Source organism: uncultured Chitinibacter sp. (assembly GCF_945957625.1).
Classification (GTDB): Bacteria; Pseudomonadota; Gammaproteobacteria; order Burkholderiales; family Chitinibacteraceae; genus Chitinibacter; species Chitinibacter tainanensis.
Map to the genome: position 1 here is coordinate 223,097 of NZ_CAMFLP010000001.1, position 19,841 is coordinate 242,937.

Genomic DNA, 19,841 nt, shown 5'->3' on the forward strand with positions numbered 1-19,841 from the left:
TTTACGCCTGCGGCAGGTGGGCTGCGACTACCTCGGCGGCTGGCAGCGTCACGATAAAGCGGGCGCCCTGGCCAAACTGGCTTTCGCAGCGAATTTGCCCAAATACGGCTTCGACCAGTTTTTTGGTAATCGATAAGCCCAGCCCCGTGGTGTGCTCGCCACCGGTTGGGCGGGCCGAGAGACGGCTAAATTTCTTGAACAGCAGATTCATTTCGTGCGGCGCGATGCCCGGGCCGTGGTCGGTTACGCTGATTTCTACGTCCTGATCAACGGCTTGGGCGCTGATCTCAATCCGCTGCTCGTTGGGCGAATATTTCACGGCGTTGGAGAGTAGATTATCCACAATTTGCCACAGCGCTTGCCGATCGGTGCGCACCTGCAGCCCTGTTGGCGTGTAATGCAGGGTTTGCTGTTTGCTGGCTACCCGCGGGCGCCAGCCGGCGATGGCATCATGGATCAGCTCATCCACATCCACCACTTCAATCTGCATTTGTACCGAGCCGGCTTCAAGGGCGTCGTGTTCTAGCAGATTGCTGATAATGCGCTGCATGCGCCCGGCCAGTAGCTGAATGCCATCAAGGCGATCTTTGATTTTTTCCGGTGGCCAATTATCTAAGCGTTCACCCAAAAGGCTGGCCATGCCCTGAATGCTGGCGACTGGGTTTTTCAGGTCATGCGCGGCAATGGCCAGAAGTTCGTTCTTTTCTTGATTGAGATATTTCAACGCCTCATTGGCCGCTTCCAGCTGCAGATTGCGCGTGGCGAGCTCTTGGGTGCGGTCGGTAACCAGCTCTTCCAGATGCAGACGATGTGATTGCACGGTGTGCGACATATCGTTAAAGGTGCGCGCCAGCTCGCCAATTTCGTCGCTGCGGTGTAGGTCAAGCTGATTGCTGGTTTTGCCGGCCGCCAAGCTGCGAATGGCGTTCTTCAGGCGATCCAGCGGTAGCGCAACATCTTTACGCAGCACCATAGCCAATAGCCCGAGCTCGACGGCGAGCGCGATAATCCCCAAGATCAGCACCATGCTGGCGGCCCAGGCGGCTTTTTCTTCAAGTAGGCGCTTTGGATATACCGTGACAAACACCCAGTTGGCGCCCTTGATTGGCACAATCCCTAGCCAATTGCGGCCATCCGGGCTTTCAATAAAACGCTCTTTGGGTGGGGCTTTGCTCACGGCCTCGTATAAATCATGCATCGCCGGGCTGATTTTGCGCATATCCAGCTTGCCCTGGTGCTCCTGGATTTTGCCCATGTAGTCCGGGTGGGCAATCAGATAGCCATTGCGGGTAAAAATCAGATTGTGGGTGCCGGGAATATTGACCGTATTGGTGCGGTTGATGAGCTGCTCTAGGGGAATATCCTGCCCAATCCCGCCCAGATATTGGCCCAGATAATCCAGTGGGGTCACCACTGAGATCATCCATTCCAGCGCTTGTTTGTCGTAGTAAATGCCGGTCCAGAACGTGCTGCGCGACGGATTACGCTCGGGCAGGGCGCCAAGCTCGGTGTCGAGGTCTTCGGCAAAATCATCGACCGAGCCATTGCGCGCATAGTTGAGCTTCGGCAGATACATCAAGCTCACGTCGGAGACATTCAGATCGATAAAGGTATCGTAACTGCGGGCCCGATAGGCCGGGCCGTACTGGCTAAGTACTTGCTGCGCCAGCACCACTTGCCGCATCAGCTCGGGTGTGTGTTTGGTGGTGGGCAGCATGGCCACGGTGGCTTGATGCTCAAAATCATCCAGCTCAGGGCGGACTCGCCACATCCCATCGCGATCTTGCTTGAGTAGCTGATAAAACTGGCTGCTGACATCGGTGTTTTGCAGCAGCGCATAGCGGCGCACAAATTCGTCGCGAATCAGCTTGGTATTGGCTTCGGCGCCGAGGAAAAGTTCGCTTTCCAGCTGGCTGCGGGTTTCGATGTATTTGCCCAAATTGGCGAGCGCTTCTTCTTGCAGGCGTACATAGCTGTAGTAGTAGCTCAGGGCAGAAATCAGGCAGGCGGCGAGGGCGATGCGCAGTGCCATACTGCGCAAAACACGACGAAACAGACTGCTGGTGGCGTAATTGTGCGAGTTCATGCCAGCACAATATCAGCTCAGGCGGTAAGCTGGCAAAAAGCTTTACATTTTCTAACGAACTTGTCGTTACAAAGCAAAAGCTTAGCTTTCGATTTTGCAGTACTCGACGGCGATGATTTCCAGCTCTTCCAACCCTTGTGGCGTGCGCAGGGTAACCACATCACCTTCGCGGGCTTTGAGCAGCGCCCGCGCCACGGGCGAAGTCCAGCTGATGTGGTTTTTCTGGAAATTGGTTTCATCGATGCCGACGATACTGACGGTTTCCTCGCGGCCATCTTCACGCAAATACGTCACGGTGGCGCTAAAAAACACTTGATCCGTAGTTTCGCGGGTTTCCGGATCGATGACTTCGGCGTTTTCTAGCCGTTTGCTCAGAAAGCGAATGCGGCGGTCGATTTCGCGCAGGCGGCGTTTACCGTACTGATAATCAGCATTTTCCGAGCGATCCCCATTGCTGGCCGCCCAGTTCACCACCTGGGTGACGTGCGGCCGCTCTTTATGCACCAGCTCGTACAGCTCATTTTTCATGCGCTGCCAGCCTTGTGGGGTCATGTAGTTTTTGCTGCCCTGCGGGACTTTCAGCTCCGCCGGCAGCTCGTCGTCATCGTGCTCGGTTTCTTTGGTAAACGCTTTGCTCATGATCTTTCAGCAAGGTTTAGCGTGGTTTCACGGTGCCGGTAATGGTGAGATTGGCCCATTTCATGATCGAGAGTACTTCAGTCTCGGATAACTCATAAAACTGACCACGTTTCAGGCGCCCGGGTAGGCGGAAAGTACCAAAGCGGATCCGCATCAATCGGCTAACCACCAGTTCGAAATGTTCGAACATCCGGCGTACCTCACGATTCCGACCTTCCTTTAGCACCACGTGGTACCAATGGTTTTTACCTTCGCCGCCGCGATCTTCAATCCGGCTAAAGTTGGCTGGGCCATCATCAAGCTCAACCCCATTTACCAGCTGTTTCATTTGCTCTGGTGTCAGTTGCCCGTGCACCCGCACGGCGTATTCGCGCTCGACTTCAAAGCTCGGATGCATCATGCGGTTGGCTAATTCGCCCGAAGTGGTGAACAGCAGCAGGCCGGAGGTATTAAAGTCCAATCGGCCAATCGCTACCCATTTGCTGGAAGAAATCCGCTTGAGGCGATCAAACACCGTAACGCGGCCTTCCGGGTCATCGCGGCTCACCAGCTCGCCCTCTTGTTTGTGATACATGATGATGCGAGGCAGGCGATCTGGCCATTTCAGCGGTACGCGTTTGCCATCGATCCGTACTTCATCACCAGGGCTAACTTTGCTGCCCAGATCGGCGATTTTGCCATTGATGCTGACGCGGCCAGCTTCGATGACTTCTTCCATTTCGCGGCGCGAGCCCACGCCTGAGAAGGCCAGCACTTTTTGCAGGCGATCGTCGCCTAGCTGATCAGTAGTAACGCGCTTTTCTCGCAGTTGTTTGCGGATAGCCACTTCGTGTTGCGACGCTTGCCGTTGCGGCATTTTCTTGGCGCGCTTTACTGAAGTTTTGAGTTTGCTATCGCGAATAACGGTTTTGGTGGTTTCCGGGGTAGTGCTGGCATCTGGTAGGCCTTGCACCTCGCGCGCCGCCGCTGTTTTGGCGATGGCTTGCGCGACCATTTTGCTCAGGCCCGAAGTGGGCGACTGGCGGGCCGTGCTGATTTTTTTACTACCGGTTGAGCGGCCCATGTTTGGCCCGGCCAGCGTGGATGACTTGGCGGTGGCGGTTTTACGCTGGCCAAATGAAGCACGCTGTTGATCGTTGGCGCGCGCTTCGCGAATGGCGGGTTGCGGGCGTCGGGCTTTGGTGGTTTTCATGGGCAAATCAAATCCGTGGAATAACAGGCCATTATACTGGCTTTGGCGCTAAAAAAGAAAAAAGGCCGCGCATGGCGGCCTGCGGAATGGGTAGTGCTTAGGCTTCATTGGTAAAGAAAGCGATGCTACCGATGCTGGTCATGCCCAGATTAAAGACCTGGCCACGCATTTCTTCGCCGCCTTGATCCAGCTCGAGCCGGCGCTGGATTTCAAACAGCACCTCGATTTCCTTAAACCATTTCAGTAGCCGGGTATCTTGATTCAGATACTGCTCAATGGCGGCTTTATTGGGGTGATCACCCACCACCATCACGCCACCGGCGCTGGTGCTGCGCAGCTGATAGGCGGGGGGCACCTGCACATGGGCATGGATACTGAGGTGGCTGGCAAGGTCTTCGCCAAAGCGGCGCAGCTCGTGCGCGGTGCGGGCTTTAAAGTCGCTGAGCTCGATGCCGCTTTGCTGATCGCCGGCTTTAAGTAAGCGGGCGAGGTCGAGCAAAGTAGTGCCTTGTTGATCAACAATAGGTGTTGCCAGATCAGAGACCGAGTTCATAACAAATCCTTGCAAGTGGTGATGACTATGTACTGAGCTTAGTGAAGCCAAGCGCCCAAAGCAGGGTAAATATTGCCGAAGTTCTACCTGCCGCGCTAGACCATGCCCTTGAGTTTATAGATGATCTCCAGCGCTTCGCGCGGGCTAAGTTCATCAGGGTTTACCCTAGCTAATTCATCTACGGCCGGATGGGCTTCCGGCTCGGGATCAGCTGCCAATGTGGGTGCAAATAGATCAGCCTGCAAGCTATGGGTGAAGCTCGATTGTTCTAGCTCAAGTAATTTGCGTTTGGCGTGGCGAATCACCTCGCGCGGCACCCCTGCGAGGCTAGCAACGGCCACCCCATAGCTTTGCGAAGCTGGGCCTTCTTGCACGGCGTGCAGAAACACAATGCGGTCTTTGTGCTCCACTGCGTCTAGGTGCACATTGGCCACTTGCTGGTAATCTTGGGCCAGACGCGTCAGCTCAAAATAGTGCGTGGCAAATAGCGTATAGCTGCGGTTTTTCTCGATCAGCGCTTTCGCGATCGACCAGGCCAGCGCCAGCCCATCAAAGGTTGACGTGCCCCGGCCCACTTCATCCATGAGCACCAGGCTATGCTCGCCCGAGTTATTCAGGATATTCGCGGTTTCGGTCATCTCCACCATAAAGGTTGAGCGCCCGCCGGCCAGATCATCGCTGGCGCCAATACGGGTAAAGATGCGGTCAATTTGCCCGATCCGCGCGCTGCTGGCTGGTACATAGGCGCCCACGTGGGCTAGGAGCACAATCAAGGCCACTTGCCGCATATAGGTCGATTTACCGCCCATATTCGGGCCGGTAATCAGCAGTAATTTGCGCCCAAGGTGAAAATCCACGCTGTTGGGAATGAAATCATCAATTTGAGCTTCAACAACCGGATGGCGGCCGGCGTCGATCTGCAGCACGTGTTCCTGGCAAAATTCTGGCGCCACATAGCCCGACTGCTCGGCCCGCTGGGCCAAACACACCAACACATCCAGCGTGGCAACGGCGCTGGCGGCCAGGCGTAGCGCGGCTAAATGGGCTTGCAGGACCTCCAAAACACCATCGTAGAGTTGCTTTTCCAGTGCCAGCGCCCGCTCATTGGCCGAAAGGGCTTTTTCTTCAAATTGCTTTAGCTCCGGCGTGATATAGCGCTCGGCGTTTTTCATGGTTTGCCGGCGGCGATAGTCATCAGGCACCTGACCGGTGTAGGAATTCGTCACTTCAATAAAGAAGCCGGCCACACGGTTGTATTCCACCCGCAGATTGGCAATGCCGGTGCGCTCACGTTCGCGCGCTTCCAGCTGGGTGAGAAATTCGCCGCAGTTATTCTGAATGCCGCGCAGTTCATCCAGCTCGGCCGAGTAGCCATCCGCAATTACCCCACCTTCGCGAATCACCACGCCCGGCTCGGGCTGGATGGCCGCGGCCAGTTGCGCATGAATCGCTGGCTCCGCCGCCAGCGCTTGGCTCAGGCCTGCAAACAGCCCTTCATTGGGTAATTGCGCGGCTAGCGTAGGTAATACGGCCAAGCTGTCACGCAAGCTGGCCAGATCGCGCGGGCGGGCCGATTTAAGCGCAATGCGTGCCACGATGCGCTCGATGTCGGCTATTTCACGCAACTGCGCATGCAGACCGGGGCTATCACCGCGATCCAGCAGGGTGCCAATCGCGGCCTGGCGCTCCAGAATCCGGGTGTGTTGGCGCAGCGGATGGTGCAGCCATTGCGCCAAGAGGCGCGAGCCCATGCCGGTGGCGCATTGATCCAGCAGCGAGAACAGCGTGGGGGCTGCTTCACCGCGAATGGTTTCGGTCAGCTCCAGATTGCGGCGGGTGGCGGCATCGAGCTCGATAAACTGGCTGTGGCTTTCTACCCGCAAACCCGCCAGCGGCGGCAGTGTGCCGCCCTGCGTGCTGCGGACGTATTCGAGCAAGGCGCCAGCTGCGCCCAGCGCCAGCAGTGGCTCGCCCACGCCAAAACCGGCCAGATCATGCACGGCAAAGTGGCGCGTGAGCAGGCGCTCGGCATTGCCCGCATCAAATTGCCAAACGGGCAGCCGGCGCACCGGCACGCGCAGTTGATCAAAGAGCGACAGCTCGGCTTCGTCGCTGAGCAAAATTTCCGCCGGGCGCAGGCGCTCTAGCTCGGAGGCGAGTTTTTCGGCCTCGGTATCCAGGAGGGCAAAATCGCCTGAGGCCAGCGACAGCCAGGCCAGGCCCATTTTGCCGCGCTGCATGCGAATGGCCAGCACGCGGTTTTCTTGTTTGTCATCCAGTAGTGCCGCATCGGTGAGGGTGCCGGGCGTGATCACCCGCATCACTTTGCGCTCGACCGGGCCTTTGCTGGTGGCGGGATCGCCCACCTGTTCGCAAATGGCCGCCGATTCGCCCATGCGGACCAATTTTGCGAGATACGGCTCCAGCGAATGAAATGGCACACCGGCCATTTTAATGGGCTCGCCGGCGCTGCTGCCGCGGGTGGTGAGGGTAATATCCAGTAGCCGGGCGGCCTTCACCGCATCGTCGTAGAACAGCTCGTAAAAGTCGCCCATGCGATAAAACACCAGCTTATCGGGGTGCTGGGCTTTCAGCGCCAAATACTGAATCATCATTGGCGTGTGTTGAGGGGCGCTTTGTTCGCTGCTGTTCTTTTTGGCCATAGGGTATAGCTTGCTAGGTATTGTTGATATTAGGTTTTAGGCTGATACATGGGCGGGGTAGGGCTGCCAGATAGGCAGCAGACCGATTTCATCGGCCGCCACTTGCCAGGCGGCCGCACACCCGACGCCGGGCATGGCCACCAGCTCTTCTGCAATGGTGATTAGCGGGGTCGTTTCGCGTAACCATGGCGCAATGCCCAGCGTTTGGCAATGGGCTTTGAGTGATCGCGTGGGGCGCTGAGGCCCGAGCTTGAGCGTTTCGCCACCGTGCCGGCCACGCACGGCCCAGCCTTGAGCCAGCAAAGCGGGCTTGAGCCCCGCGCCTTGCGCGGCTTGCCAAGACAGTGCGCCTTGCCAACCGGGCAGATCAATGCGCTCACCGGCTTGCGGCGGGCGGTCAAATTGCAGTGTTGGTCCGGCGTGATCTCGCGCGCTACACAGATACAGCTGCCCACGATAGCGGCGCACGGCCGCGCCGCGCCAGACCAGCGCCGGATGGGTGTCGGCCTCGGCTTGGAGCGCTGTGCGCAGTAATTCATTAAATGCCCGTAATTCCAGCACCATGCCGGCGCGGGCCAGCCAGTGGCGCAGGGCATTGTGCTGGCGCACGGTGCTCAGTGTTTGCCATTGCGCCAGATTAAGCGCGCCCAGCGGCGCGGCGCTTTCATCAAGGCAATGGGCGAGATCTTGCTGCGCGATTTCCTGCTGCAATTCGTGGGCTTGTGCTTGATGTATAGCGCTGCGTGCCAATAAGGTTAAGGCTTGTGGCGTGATACCCTCAATGGTCGGGATCAGCGTTTGGCGAATGTGGTTGCGCTTAAAGCTTGGGTCGGCATTGCTTTCGTCGTTAATCCAGCTCAGTTGCTGCGCCTGTGCGTAGTTTTCCAGTTCTGCCCGGCTGATGCCTAAGAAGGGGCGCAATAGGGCTGTCGTGGTTTGGCCATGCTGCGGGGCTTGCAGAGCCCGTTCACGCGGCATGGCAGCCAGGCCCGCCGGGCCAGCGCCGCGCAGCAGATTCAGCAGCAAGGTTTCAGCCTGATCGTTCAGGTGATGGGCCAGCACAACGGCTTCGCAGGCTTGCTGCGCGTACACCTGATAACGCTGCTGGCGGGCGCTTCCTTCCAGGCCTAGCCCGTTATCGCGCGCGACATTCACCTGCACGACCGCACACTCGATTTGCAGGGCGCTGGCCACCTGCTGGGCGTGCATTGCCCAGTGCTCGGCATTGGGCGAGAGGCCATGATGCACATGCACGGCGCTGAGCGTAAAGCCTAGCTCGGCTTGTAGGCCGGCCAGCCAGTGCAGCAACACGGTGGAATCGAGCCCGCCCGAAAAGCCCACACACAGGCGCGGGAAGGCACAACGGGAGCCGTAGCTCCCGTTGTTGGTTTCAGTTTGCGCGCGCGAACGCTCACAAAACTCGGCGATGAAGGCCTTGGCCTGCGTCCACTCAGGCGCTGGCTTCTTCTTTAAACTTACCATATTCCATCAGGCGATCGAAGCGGGCATCCAAGAGCTCGTCGACGCTTTTTGCTTTCAGGGTTTTGAGCGAATCCGCAATCGATTTTTTCAAGGTCGCCATCATTTCTTGCGGATTGCGATGTGCGCCACCCACTGGCTCGGTGACCACTTTATCGATCAGCCCCAAGGTTTTGAGGCGGCTGGCGGTAATGCCCAGTGCTTCGGCCGCATCGGCGGCACGCTCGGCGGTTTTCCACAAGATCGTTGCGCAGCCTTCGGGTGAAATCACCGAGTAGGTTGAGTATTGCAGCATCTGTACCACGTCACCCACGGCAATCGCCAAGGCGCCGCCGGAGCCACCCTCGCCAATCACCGTGCAAATCACCGGCACGCGCAGTTTGGCCATCTCATACAGATTGCGGCCAATCGCTTCCGATTGCCCACGCTCTTCCGCGCCAATCCCAGGGTAGGCACCCGGGGTGTCGACAAAGGTTATGACGGGAATATTGAATTTTTCGGCCAGTTTCATCAGGCGCAAGGCTTTACGATAGCCTTCCGGACGAGGCATGCCGAAATTGCGGGCGATTTTTTCTTTGGTGTCGCGGCCTTTCTGATGGCCAATCACCATCACGCTCTGACCATTAAAGCGAGCCAAGCCGCCCACAATCGCCAGATCATCGGCAAAGGCGCGATCGCCGTGCAATTCCTGAAAGTCGGTAAACAGACCTGCGATGTAATCGTAGGTGTAAGGCCGTTGCGGATGACGGGAAACCTGCGAAATCTGCCATGGCGTGAGCTTGGCGTAGATGTTCTTGGTTAATTCCTGGCTTTTCTTTTCCAGGTGCGAGATTTCTACCGAAATATCAACGGCCGAATCGTCCTGCACGTAGCGCAGCTCTTCGATCTTGTTTTCAAGCTCGGCAACCGATTGCTCGAAGTCAAGGAAGGTGGTTTTCATGCTGTAAAACTCCAGAAGCGCCACGGATAGCGCAGACAGGCGGGCACGATCCCGCCTTAAAATTTCGCGCAATCATACAGCAACAGCTCACTGTGACCAAGCTGACAGGCTGGGTTTTAGCTGTTGCGGTGCGGCAAATCAGGTGTTGCTAAAGACGATATCGGCTTTCACATCCAGCTTTTGCAAGCCTTTGCGAGCCTTTAGATTGATCACCAGCGGGGCGAGGGTATTGGCGCGAATCGGTTCACCATCCGGGCGCGAAAGAATCAAAAACAGCATGGCATCGCTGGCATCGGTGAGTTCGATTTGGGCGCATTCTTCGTCGCTGAGCTTGAGCACATAGTTAAAACCTAAGCGCTCGGCGCCCACAATCGAGAAAGCGACTTCAGCGTCATCAAGCGATTGCAGCCAATACACGCTGGGATTGGGTTTTTCTTCGTGCAGCAATTTGAATTGATGGCAATGCTCAAACCCGGGCAGGCCGGCTGGAAAATGAATAATGGTGTCGGGATCAACTTCGATCGGGCCAAACTGGCTTTGAAAAACGTTCATCGGTTTACCAAGCTCCAGAGCGGGGTGGAATGAGATAATCCGGTTTACATTAAAGGATGAGCGCGGTGCTGGCTATCTTTTTGCCTTTGTGCAGGCAAAAAGTGTATTAGAATAGGCTGATAATTAGTTGAATTGCTAAAGAAATTCCTGCTGCTGCCGATTATTGGCATAATAGCAATCACGACGACTCAAGCCGCCGTAGCTAACGGTAGGGGAAGCATCATGAAAATCGACAACTCGGGTAAGCCACTGGCCGGGCTGGGCGCCAAGCCCACGGAAGTGCGCAGCAGTACGGCCGAAAAAGCCGACAGCACGGTTGCCGTGAGCAGCAGTGTCAATAGCAAACTCTCTGGCGTCGCCAGCAACGAAGCCACATTTGATGCCGATAAAGTGGCGCAAATCCGTGCTGCCATCGCTGAAGGTCGCTTCGCGGTCAAGCCTGAAGCCATTGCTGATGGCCTACTCTCAAGCGTGAAAGAGCTGCTGGCCCGCTAATGTCAAACGTTCTACCGGATTTGCTCGCCACCGAGCTGAGCCAAGTCCAGCTTCTGTTGCCTATTTTGCAACAAGAGCAACAAGCCCTGATTCAACGCCAGTTTGACCTCGTTACCAAACTGATCGAAGCCAAACTGCGCGCCTTGCAAGCCCTCGAACAAGCCACAGCTGCACGCAGCGCTTACTGCCAGCAACAAGGCTGGCTGAGCAGCGATGCCATCGAGGCGCATTTAGGCGAGGCTTTGCCGCTGTGGCAAGAGCTACTACTACAAGCACGCCAAGCCGATATGCTTAATCGCAGCAATGGCCAATTGATTCAAAGTCACGAAGAAGTTAACCGCCATCTAATGGCTAGCCTTGCGGCTGCGCGCAACCCGGATATTGGCTATAGCGCCGATGGCCGCCTCAGTAATCAGGGCGCCGCCAGCCGTCCGCTGGATCGCGCTTAATCGCTGCGGCGTTACACCAAGCCGCGCACGATACCTACCCCAATCAATACATACAGCACTCTCGGAATAAGGCGGCTCAGCTTGCGCAAGCGAGCGCTTTGCTGGTGCTGCATTTCTGCGGCCAAATTTAGCAGCAAATCGGCCAGAGTGCCGCTGGCCTCCGCAACGGAAATGCGACTGATGGTGCTGGCAGGCCATGGCCAGCCCAGCTGCAATAGCGCCACGCTGATCGCCATGCCTTGCTGTAGCAATTGGCTCAGTTGCAAGCATGCGCGCTGCAGCTGGGGTAGGGTCATGCTTACCTGGCTATGGGCACTGGCGCTGGCCGGGTCGATGCCCGCATGAATGAGGCCCGCCCAATGGTTGAGCCAACGACACAGCACGTAATCCCACAAATAGCGCTGGATAATTGGAATATGCATTAGCCCCGCCAGTAGCCAGTGCCCGTGTGGCTGCTCATTGCGGATGGCTGTATATACCTGCCAAGGTATATACAGCAAAGCAACAATCAACAATGCTTTTATCAATATACCCATTAAGGCGGAGCCTAAACTGAGGGTGCCCGCGGCCAGCGCAGGCAAGGGGGCGAGTAGACTACTGAGCAAAAATAACAACAGCGGTAGCGCCAGCCGGGCGCGGCATTCGCGCCAGCACAGTAGCCAGTGGTTTTCCTGCGCGGCCAGCCGCTGCAGCACGGCGGCCAAGCAGCCAGCGGTTTCGCCTGCGGCAATCTGGCTGGCGCTGGGTGGGCTAAACCAGCCGGCACGCGCGCCTGCGCGACTCAGAGTTTCCCCGCGGGCAATCGCTCGCTGCACTTGGGCTAGCCCCGCGTGTTGGGGCGGGGGTAGGTGTAGGCTGGCCAGTGTTTGGCTTAGGGCTAAGCCGGCCCGCTCACCGGCCGCTAATTGCTGCAGCAGCTGGGAGCGCAGGGCTAGTGGGAGTATTTGGGCGGCCATAGAGTCTGGTTTCGATCTGCATCAAGATGCCGGTACTGGCTTGGCTTAGGATAGCTGGCATGACCAGCGTTTGACAAAGCGCCGTGCTCGCCGCGACAATATCGGTTCTGAACGACAAGAGAGGCGCCTTGCCCAGGTCGTACTGCCGAGAAACGCATGTTTCCGCGACGCAGTACCAGGGGGTGCAAGGCCGAAGTACCGTTGAACATGCGATTCACCGGTGCTGGTTGCAGGGGCTGAATCCCCTGGACTGTCAGTAGCCCGCTGTGTGCCTTGCCGCGCATTGGGGTGCTGGAGTGCTCTTGGTGATGATCTGCCTTTAGATGCGCAGGGGCGCATCTGTCATTGCCGCACTTTTCCTCTCTCCAATCGTTGTGTCTTGAATTGGAGATTCCTATGACGACTGCTCTCGATCCGCGCCACACCGCGCTGTGGACCGCCCTGATTACGCCGTTTGCTGCCGATACCTCACTGGATTTAAATGCCCTCACGGGTTTATTGCGCGAGCAGGAAGCCGCAGGGGCCGGAGTGTTGCTGTTGGGTTCGACCGGCGAAGGTGCCAATCTGACTTTGGCCGAGCGCAAAGCCGTGCTTTCTCATGCCTGTAGCTTGAATTTGCAGGTGCCGATCATGGTGGGGGTGGGCGGGCTTGATCTGGCTAGCCAGCTCGAATGGCTGGCCTTTTGCGAAACGCTGCCGGTGCAGGCGTATTTGCTGGTGACGCCCATTTACGCCAAACCGGGCGCCGAAGGCCAGCGCCGCTGGTTTAGCGCCTTGCTGGATGCGGTAAGCAAGCCCTGTATGCTTTACAACATTCCATCGCGCGCAGGTGTGCCGCTGTCGGATATTGCGCTTGCCGGCCTGATTACCCACCCTAATTGCTGGGCGGTCAAAGAGTCGGGCGGCAATGCCGTGCGGTTTGCCGAGCTTAAAACTGCTTTCCCAAGCATTGCCTGGTATTCAGGCGACGATGTGCTGTTTGCCGAACACGCTAAACTGGGCGCCGCCGGGCTGGTGTCGGTGGCGAGCAATGTGTGGCCACAGCAAGTGGCGCACTGGGTGCAGCAGGGCTTGGCAGGTGAAGCAATTGGGGATCTGCTGCGCACTGCATCCGAAACACTATTCTTAGCCGCCAATCCAATCCCTGCGAAGGCGATCATGCATCGCCAAGGGCGGATTGCCAGCAATGAATTGCGTCTGCCTTTGTGCGCGGCAGATTTGGCGAGCCTAGAGCCGGTACTGGCAAAAGATAGTGAGATTATTAAGTTGACGTAAAGAGTCTTTATTTCTGTCTATCGTAGTTTGAGTCAATTGTTGATATAGCTGGGGGATGATGCTGAGATGGGGGCTTGGTTATCTAGCTCGAATAGAGATCAAGTGCGAGATGAATGTTCAATTCCGCAGCTATACTCATTAATTCTGGCCTAAAGTCCAAGCCCATCGAATAATTCCCCAGAAAAATGCCAACGAACAATTCGCATCGTCCACCAGTTTGGCTGATCTCCGAGATGAGCGATTTGTTTGCAAGTAGATGTTGCATGATTCTTTCTAAATTAGTTTCTAATTCATGAGGCGATGAGGCGTATTCGTGCACCCAGTACGTACCCTGCCCAGAATTAGGTATTGGATTGCCCATACGATTTTGCCGTATTTCGCCTGGGCGATTCTGAATGTCAGCCCTAAGGTTGAGATTTCGAGTGATATCTTCGGGTTCAATGCTTGGGTGCCAGATTCTGAGGCTGACTTCATGCCGATTGGTGCTCAACTTGGGCATTCCTCTTAATAAAAAACCCGCTCAACAGCGGGTTTTTCTTTTTTAGTGCGGATTAAACCGCGCTTTCGTCCAGCTCTGGCAAGGCAATCGTATTGCCTTTGCTGAATTGATAATCTTTAAACACATGCTCGGCGGTTAGCAATTGGTAGCGACCGTCTGGCAATTTGTTGGTGGTGTCTTTGAGGCGGTAAGTGTAATGACCGCATGTCCAGCAATCGAAATTACGCATGTGGGTGCACAGGCAGGTTTTCTCGTAAACGTGGATTTCCGAGATTTTTTTCGCATCCGGATTTTCTTCCAGCACCTTGTTATAGGCCTGAATATAGGAGCAGCTGCCGTTGGCATCCAGCAAATAGCCATAAGCTTCGCAATTGGGGCGGATGCCGGAGCCAATGGCCGGGGTGTTTTTCAACATCCGCATTGGGTAGCCCGTTGGCGAAATCTGGTTCACTTCAATAATCTCTTCCGAAGCTTTGAAGTATTCCTGTTTCACATCATCAGGCAGGCCGCATTCTTTGGTGACGGTAAAGCGGGTAGCCACTTGCACGCCGCCACAGCCCATTTCCAGAAAACGCACGGCGTCTGCGCCGGTGAAAACGCCGCCAGCGGCAATCACCGGAATGTCGTAGCCTTGCTCTTTGATCCAGGCCACGACTTCGGCGACGATGTCTTCGAGTTTGAATTCGGCCCAATCCATGCCAAAGCCAAGGTGGCCGCCCGCCAGCGGGCCTTCTACCACCACATAATCGGGCAGGCGATTGGTCTTGGCCGATTTTTTAATAAACAGCTGCAGCGCACGTACTGAAGACACGATGATGCCCAGTTTGGCTTCACGGAAACGCGGGTGATCTTCGATCAGGCTGAATGAGCCCAGGTGCAAACCGGCTGCCAGGGTGATGCCATCAATGCCGGCATCCAGCGCCGCAGCCATGCGCACGCGCAGGGTTTCTTTGGGCGCGTTCATGGTCAGCTTTTCCATGCAATTGATGAAAATCAGACCATCGCCTTGTTTACGCTCCATCGTCGCTTCGACGTGCAGGCGAGTGGCTACCGCCAGCTCATCCAGATCGAACTGAACTACGGATTTATCGCTGTTGTTGACGTTGAATTTGTATTTCTTGAGCTTTTCTTTGACGTATTTGGTGTTATAGCGGCGATCGGTTACCGTTTTGATCATCGCATCGGAGATGTGGCCAATCCCACCTAGGCGGCAGGCTTCCAGAGCCAGATCGGCCGTGGAAATATCCACGCCCATTCCCCCGATCATGATCGGAACGTATTTTTCCTCGCCGCCTGCAGGGTTTTTAAATGTCAGGCGAAAATCATCAACACACTTCATTCAACTCAATCCACTGCTTCAGCCCATCACTTAGTGCATTCAAATTCAAACGAACGTTTATAAATGCAGGGCATGAAATCGCTATTTTTCAGAAGGTGGCATCATATCTTAAATAGCCGGTACTGGGGCGGTTCATCGTATGACCAGAAACAATAAATCATGTTTTTCCCGCACTGCTGCAACGGTAATAATTGTGCTGCCGCTATGCAGATTGATTATCGACCCACTGGATGGTTCCGTTAAAATAATGCGACACCCTGAATGAATGGCCCGCCTATGTCGACGATTTCTCTGTTTGCCGAGCTGGAAGACACGCTAGTGCAGCGCCGCGCCCAGCATTTGTGGCGCGAACGCCGCCAGCTGGCCAGTCCACAAGGCGCGCACGTGCGCTTGCACGATGGCCGCACGGTGCTCAATTTTTGCAGCAATGATTATTTGGGCTTGGCTAATCACCCGGCTGTGGTGGCCGCCGCCCAGCAGGGGGTGCTGGCTTGGGGGGTGGGGAGTGGCGCCGCGCACTTGGTCACCGGTCATTTCACGCCACAGCATACTTTGGAAGCGCGGTTGGCGGCTTTTAGTGGCAAGCCCGCGGCGATTTTGGTCTCGACCGGGTTTATGGCCAATCTGGCGGCGATTTCGGCGCTGGTGGGGCGCGGCGATGCGGTATTTGCCGATAAGCTCAACCATGCATCGCTCAATGATGCCTGCCAGCTCGCGCGCGCCGATTTTAAGCGCTTTACACACAATGATGTGGCGCAGCTGGAGCGCCTGTTGGCGAGCTCCAGCGCGGCGCGCAAGCTGATTGCCGTGGACGCGGTATTTAGCATGGATGGCGATCTGGCTCCGCTGGCAGCCTATCTGGATTTGGCGGAACGCTACGACGCGGTGCTGTATGTGGATGATGCGCACGGCTTTGGGGTGCTGGGGCAGGGGCGCGGCAGCTTGGCCGAGCTGGGGCTCGCCTCGCCGCGGATTATTTATATGGCCACGCTGGGCAAGGCCGCCGGGGTGGCTGGGGCGTATATCGCTGCAGAGCAGGTGGTGATTGATTATCTGGTCAATACCGCCCGGGCGTATATCTATACCACCGCCGCGCCACCACTGTTGGCCAGCGCACTGCACGCCAGTCTGGATGTCATCGAGCAAGACGAGGCCCGGCGCGAGCGGCTGCAGGCGCATATTCGTTATTTCAAACAGTTTTTTGCGACTGAATTAGCGGGGGCAGGCTGCGAGCTACTGCCCTCAGATACCGCCATCCAGCCCATCATTGTGGCCGATAATGCTACGGCCTTGGCTTTGTCGCAGGCGTTGTTGGCAGCAGGGATTTTGGTGGCAGCCATTCGCCCACCCACTGTACCCACCCCACGGCTCCGGGTGACGCTGTCGGCCGCGCATACTGCGGATGAAGTGGCTTTCCTGTGTACCGAAATTCGGCAGGTGCTGCTTGCGCAGCCGAAGGCGGCCGCATGCTAACGCTCAATCTGCTTGGCGCTGGCCGCTTAGGGAAAAGTATTGCGCAGCTGGCCCAGCAAAGTGGGCGTTATGCTCTGGCTGGCATTTATTCACGCAGCTTGGTGAGCAGTACTGCCGCTTGCGAGTGGATTGGTGCAGGTCAAGTGGCCGCGCAACTGAGCGCTTTACCGCCGGCTGATTTGTGGCTACTGGCCGTGCCTGATGGCGCAATTGCCAGCGTTGCCGCCGAGTTGGCCCAAGCTGGCGTGGTGAATGCGGGTGCGGTGGTGTTTCACGCTAGCGGTGCGCTGGCGGCCGATCAACTTGCACCGTTGGCGGCGCAAGGCGCGCATTGTGCCAGCTGGCACCCGGCTTTTTCCTTTGCCGACCCCGCGCGCGCGGTGGCCACGTTTGCGGGTAGCTTTTGCACGCTCGAGGGCGCGCCAGCGGCGCTCTCGGCGCTGGATATGTTTACGCAAGCGCTGGGCGGGCAGAGCATCTACTTGCCGGCCGCCGATGGTGCGCAACGGAAACAGGCGTATCATGCCGCGCTCAGTATGGCGTCGAACTTTCAGGTTACGTTAGCGGCGCTGGCGCAGCAGGTCGCTGCTCAGGCTGGGCTAGATCAGCCTGTGGCACAGGCGCTGATTGCCAGCTTGATGCAGCAAACACTCCACAATATCGCCGCCTTGGGGCCCGCCGCGGCGCTAACCGGCCCGATTGTGCGGGGCGATCACCGCACCGTGGCGGCGCATCTGGCGGTTTTGCCCCAGCCCTTGCACCCGGTCTATCGCGAGTTGGGGCTGCAGACCGTGGCGCTGGCGGGCGAGCGCTTAAGTGCTGCGCAACACGCCGCGCTGCGGCAGCTTTTGCAGGTGGCGTCTTAATTTTTCATGGCTGAGAGTATGGATTTGCAGATTGAAACGCGGGGCCGCGGCCCCGATGTGGTGCTGTTGCACGGTTGGGCGATGAATGGCTCGGTGTGGCAGGCGGTGGCGCGTGAGCTGGAAAACGATTTTTGTCTGCATATTGTCGATTTGCCCGGGCATGGCGGCAGCAAACTGGCCGACGACGCCACGCTCACTTTGCCAGCGATGGTGGATGCCGTCGATTCGGCGTTTCCGTTTCCGGTGCAGGTGGTGGGCTGGTCGCTCGGCGGCGCGGTGGCGACGCAATGGGCCTTGCAGCAACGCGATAAAGTGCGCTCGCTGACGCTGGTCGCCTCTAGCCCCTGTTTTATGCAGCGCCCAGATTGGCAGCCGGCGATGGCGCAAAAAGTGCTCGAGCAATTTGCTGCGAGTTTGCAAGCCGATTGGCAAGGCACGTTGAAACGCTTTATCAGCCTGCAAGCAATGGGCGACGCCAGCGCACGCGAAGTGACGCGCGAATTGCTGGCTGATTTGTTCAAACACGGTGAGCCCAAGCTGGCGCATCTGGCCGATGGTCTGAATATCTTGCGCGACACCGATTTGCGCGCTGAGGTGGTCAAAGTCGATTGCCCGGTGCTGCTGCAATACGGTGATCGCGATACGCTGACGCCGCTGGCGGCGGGGATGTGGCTGGCCAATGCCCTGCCGCAGGCGCAATTTAGGCTGCATCACAAAGCCGCCCATGCGCCGTTTCTGTCGCACTTGGCGGACTTTGTTGCCACGCAAAAACAATTTCTGCTCGATAATCAATAAGGGTATGTCGCTGTAGCTATTGATTGATATGGGCTGCAGCTAGATACCTGTTGGAATAAATCATGCCCACGCTGATGATTCAAGGCTGCACGTCCGATGCAGGTAAATCGACCTTAACCGCCGCGCTGTGTCGATTGCTGGTGCGGCGCGGGGTGAAAGTTGCGCCGTTCAAACCGCAAAATATGGCGCTCAATTCAGCGGTGACCGAGGACGGTGGCGAGATTGGTCGTGCGCAGGCGGTGCAAGCGGTGGCGTGTGGTTTGGCCGCGCATACTGATATGAATCCGGTGCTGTTAAAACCATCGAGCGATTGCCGCGCGCAGGTGATTATTCAGGGTAAATCCATCGGTAATCTGGATGCAGTGGATTATCACGATTACAAGACGACGGCCAAACGCGCGGTGTTCGAATCGTGGGGGCGCTTAGCGGCGCAATACGATTGGGTGATCGTCGAAGGCGCGGGCAGTCCGGCCGAAGTTAATCTGCGCCAAGGCGATATTGCCAATATGGGCTTTGCCGAAGAGGCCGATTGCCCGGTGTGGCTGGTCGCCGATATTGATCGCGGCGGTGTGTTTGCGCATTTTGTCGGTACCTTGGCGTGTTTGAGCGAGTCGGAGCAGGCAAGAATTCAAGGCTTTATTATTAACCGCTTTCGCGGCGATATTAGCCTCTTGCAACCGGGCTGCGATTGGCTGGAAGCCAAAACCGGCAAGCCCGTGTTGGCAGTGGTGCCGTATTTGCATGGACTCGAGATCGCCGCTGAAGACGCGCTACCGAAAACGGTGGCGAATGCCGAGGGTGAATTTCGCATCGTCATCGCCACCTTGCCACATATCTCGAACCACACCGATTTCGACCCGCTGCGCCGCTTGCCCAATGTGCGCTGCGAGTTTGCCAACCCCAATTTGCCGCTGCCTGAATGCGATCTGCTAATTATTCCCGGCAGCAAAAACACGCTCGGCGATTTGGCGCATTTGCGCGCGCAAGGGTGGGATGCGCAAATCGCGCGGCATTTGCGCTATGGCGGCAAAGTGATTGGTGTGTGCGGTGGGCTGCAAATCTTGGGCGAGACGATTGCTGACCCACAGGGTATTGAGTCGGGGGCTATATCTGCCAATGGTTTGGGGCATATACATATAGCAACCGAATTAGAGGCCGAAAAGCAGTTGCTCAATGTAGCGGGGCAGGTAGTCGCTAATCAGGCGCCCATCAAAGGCTATGAAATCCACGTTGGTCGCTCGACATGGTGCGCTGTAAATGAGCCTGAGTGGCCGCGTTTTGCGGCTCTGGATGATGGTCGCCACGATGGTTGGGTGTCGCCCGATGGGCAGATTATCGCCACTTATTTGCATGGCCTCTTTGACGAGCCGGCCGCACTGCAATCGCTGCTGGCGTGGGCGGGTTGCCAGCTGGCGCCCAGCGCTGTGCCCAATGCCCAAGTGTTGCTCGAGCGAGAAATCGACCGGCTGACCGATGCACTGGATGCCGCGCTTGATTGGTCGCGTGTGGCGCAGGCCGGCTTGGTGCTGGCAGATTAATCCAAGCAAGGCGCAATAAAAAACGGCCATTAAGGCCGTTTTTTATTGCCAG

18 protein-coding genes and 1 riboswitch are annotated in these 19,841 nt (G+C 57.1%); of the genes, 7 read left to right on the forward strand and 11 right to left on the reverse strand.

Annotated elements, in window-relative coordinates:
- Position 1: 1 nt before the first annotated feature.
- From QV747_RS01065 to fliW, 8 genes are all read right to left on the reverse strand, one after another.
- Entirely contained in the window at positions 2-2,086 is a 2,085-nt protein-coding gene (locus QV747_RS01065; protein WP_273428287.1) for a sensor histidine kinase, read from the reverse strand.
- A gap of 81 nt (positions 2,087-2,167) precedes the next feature.
- The gene (gene greB / locus QV747_RS01070) at positions 2,168-2,725 is read right to left on the reverse strand and encodes a transcription elongation factor GreB (RefSeq protein ID WP_273428284.1); all 558 of its coding nucleotides are present in this window, start codon (positions 2,723-2,725) and stop codon (positions 2,168-2,170) included.
- Between the two features lie 16 nt (positions 2,726-2,741).
- A complete protein-coding gene (gene rluB / locus QV747_RS01075; RefSeq protein WP_273428281.1) occupies positions 2,742-3,917 on the reverse strand; it encodes a 23S rRNA pseudouridine(2605) synthase RluB in 1,176 nt (391 codons plus the stop codon).
- A 97-nt stretch (positions 3,918-4,014) separates the two neighbouring features.
- Positions 4,015-4,470 (reverse strand): hypothetical protein, encoded by a 456-nt coding sequence (locus tag QV747_RS01080; protein WP_028448801.1) that lies wholly within the window; start codon positions 4,468-4,470, stop codon positions 4,015-4,017.
- 95 nt (positions 4,471-4,565) lie between these two features.
- Positions 4,566-7,133 (reverse strand): DNA mismatch repair protein MutS, encoded by a 2,568-nt coding sequence (mutS, locus tag QV747_RS01085; RefSeq protein ID WP_273428278.1) that lies wholly within the window; start codon positions 7,131-7,133, stop codon positions 4,566-4,568.
- Between the two features lie 36 nt (positions 7,134-7,169).
- Positions 7,170-8,615 (reverse strand): tRNA lysidine(34) synthetase TilS, encoded by a 1,446-nt coding sequence (tilS, locus tag QV747_RS01090; protein ID WP_273428276.1) that lies wholly within the window; start codon positions 8,613-8,615, stop codon positions 7,170-7,172.
- Positions 8,584-9,552 carry an acetyl-CoA carboxylase carboxyltransferase subunit alpha gene (locus tag QV747_RS01095; RefSeq protein WP_028448803.1) on the reverse strand — a complete coding sequence of 323 codons (969 nt, stop codon included), beginning with the start codon at positions 9,550-9,552 and terminating at the stop codon, positions 8,584-8,586. Before QV747_RS01095 ends, tilS begins: the two co-directional genes overlap by 32 nt.
- Positions 9,553-9,690: 138 nt before the next feature.
- Positions 9,691-10,104, reverse strand: coding sequence for a flagellar assembly protein FliW (gene fliW / locus QV747_RS01100; protein WP_028448804.1), 414 nt, complete (start codon positions 10,102-10,104; stop codon positions 9,691-9,693).
- 222 nt (positions 10,105-10,326) lie between these two features.
- On the opposite strand from fliW, the gene flgM reads away from it, so the two are divergent.
- Both flgM and QV747_RS01110 read left to right on the forward strand, forming a co-directional pair.
- Entirely contained in the window at positions 10,327-10,599 is a 273-nt protein-coding gene (flgM, locus tag QV747_RS01105; protein WP_028448805.1) for a flagellar biosynthesis anti-sigma factor FlgM, read from the forward strand.
- Entirely contained in the window at positions 10,599-11,048 is a 450-nt protein-coding gene (locus QV747_RS01110; RefSeq protein ID WP_273428271.1) for a flagella synthesis protein FlgN, read from the forward strand. The genes flgM and QV747_RS01110 overlap by 1 nt, the downstream gene beginning before the upstream one ends.
- A gap of 11 nt (positions 11,049-11,059) precedes the next feature.
- Here the strand turns inward: QV747_RS01110 and QV747_RS01115 are convergent, their stop codons facing one another.
- Positions 11,060-12,004 (reverse strand): type II secretion system F family protein, encoded by a 945-nt coding sequence (locus QV747_RS01115; protein ID WP_273428269.1) that lies wholly within the window; start codon positions 12,002-12,004, stop codon positions 11,060-11,062.
- Positions 12,005-12,114: 110 nt separating this feature from the next.
- A riboswitch (Lysine riboswitch) is annotated at positions 12,115-12,314 on the forward strand.
- Positions 12,315-12,400: 86 nt separating this feature from the next.
- Here QV747_RS01115 and dapA point away from each other — a divergent pair.
- Positions 12,401-13,279, forward strand: a complete 879-nt coding sequence (gene dapA / locus QV747_RS01120; RefSeq protein ID WP_273428267.1) for a 4-hydroxy-tetrahydrodipicolinate synthase — start codon at positions 12,401-12,403, stop codon at positions 13,277-13,279.
- Between the two features lie 82 nt (positions 13,280-13,361).
- Here the strand turns inward: dapA and QV747_RS16570 are convergent, their stop codons facing one another.
- Positions 13,362-13,778 (reverse strand): DUF4279 domain-containing protein, encoded by a 417-nt coding sequence (locus tag QV747_RS16570; RefSeq protein ID WP_373317257.1) that lies wholly within the window; start codon positions 13,776-13,778, stop codon positions 13,362-13,364.
- Between the two features lie 52 nt (positions 13,779-13,830).
- On the reverse strand, positions 13,831-15,117 hold the full coding sequence (locus QV747_RS01125) for a nitronate monooxygenase (protein WP_047394031.1): 1,287 nt from the start codon (positions 15,115-15,117) through the stop codon (positions 13,831-13,833).
- 276 nt (positions 15,118-15,393) lie between these two features.
- Between QV747_RS01125 and bioF the strand changes: the two genes are divergently transcribed.
- The 4 genes from bioF (at position 15,394) to QV747_RS01145 (ending at position 19,789) form a co-directional block, all read left to right on the forward strand.
- On the forward strand, positions 15,394-16,590 hold the full coding sequence (gene bioF, locus QV747_RS01130; protein ID WP_288791460.1) for an 8-amino-7-oxononanoate synthase: 1,197 nt from the start codon (positions 15,394-15,396) through the stop codon (positions 16,588-16,590).
- The gene (locus tag QV747_RS01135) at positions 16,584-17,456 is read left to right on the forward strand and encodes a Rossmann-like and DUF2520 domain-containing protein (protein WP_273428262.1); all 873 of its coding nucleotides are present in this window, start codon (positions 16,584-16,586) and stop codon (positions 17,454-17,456) included. Before bioF ends, QV747_RS01135 begins: the two co-directional genes overlap by 7 nt.
- Before the next feature lie 18 nt (positions 17,457-17,474).
- A complete protein-coding gene (bioH, locus tag QV747_RS01140) occupies positions 17,475-18,251 on the forward strand; it encodes a pimeloyl-ACP methyl ester esterase BioH (protein ID WP_273428261.1) in 777 nt (258 codons plus the stop codon).
- A 62-nt stretch (positions 18,252-18,313) separates the two neighbouring features.
- Positions 18,314-19,789 carry a cobyric acid synthase gene (locus QV747_RS01145; protein ID WP_273428258.1) on the forward strand — a complete coding sequence of 492 codons (1,476 nt, stop codon included), beginning with the start codon at positions 18,314-18,316 and terminating at the stop codon, positions 19,787-19,789.
- Positions 19,790-19,841: the final 52 nt, after the last annotated feature.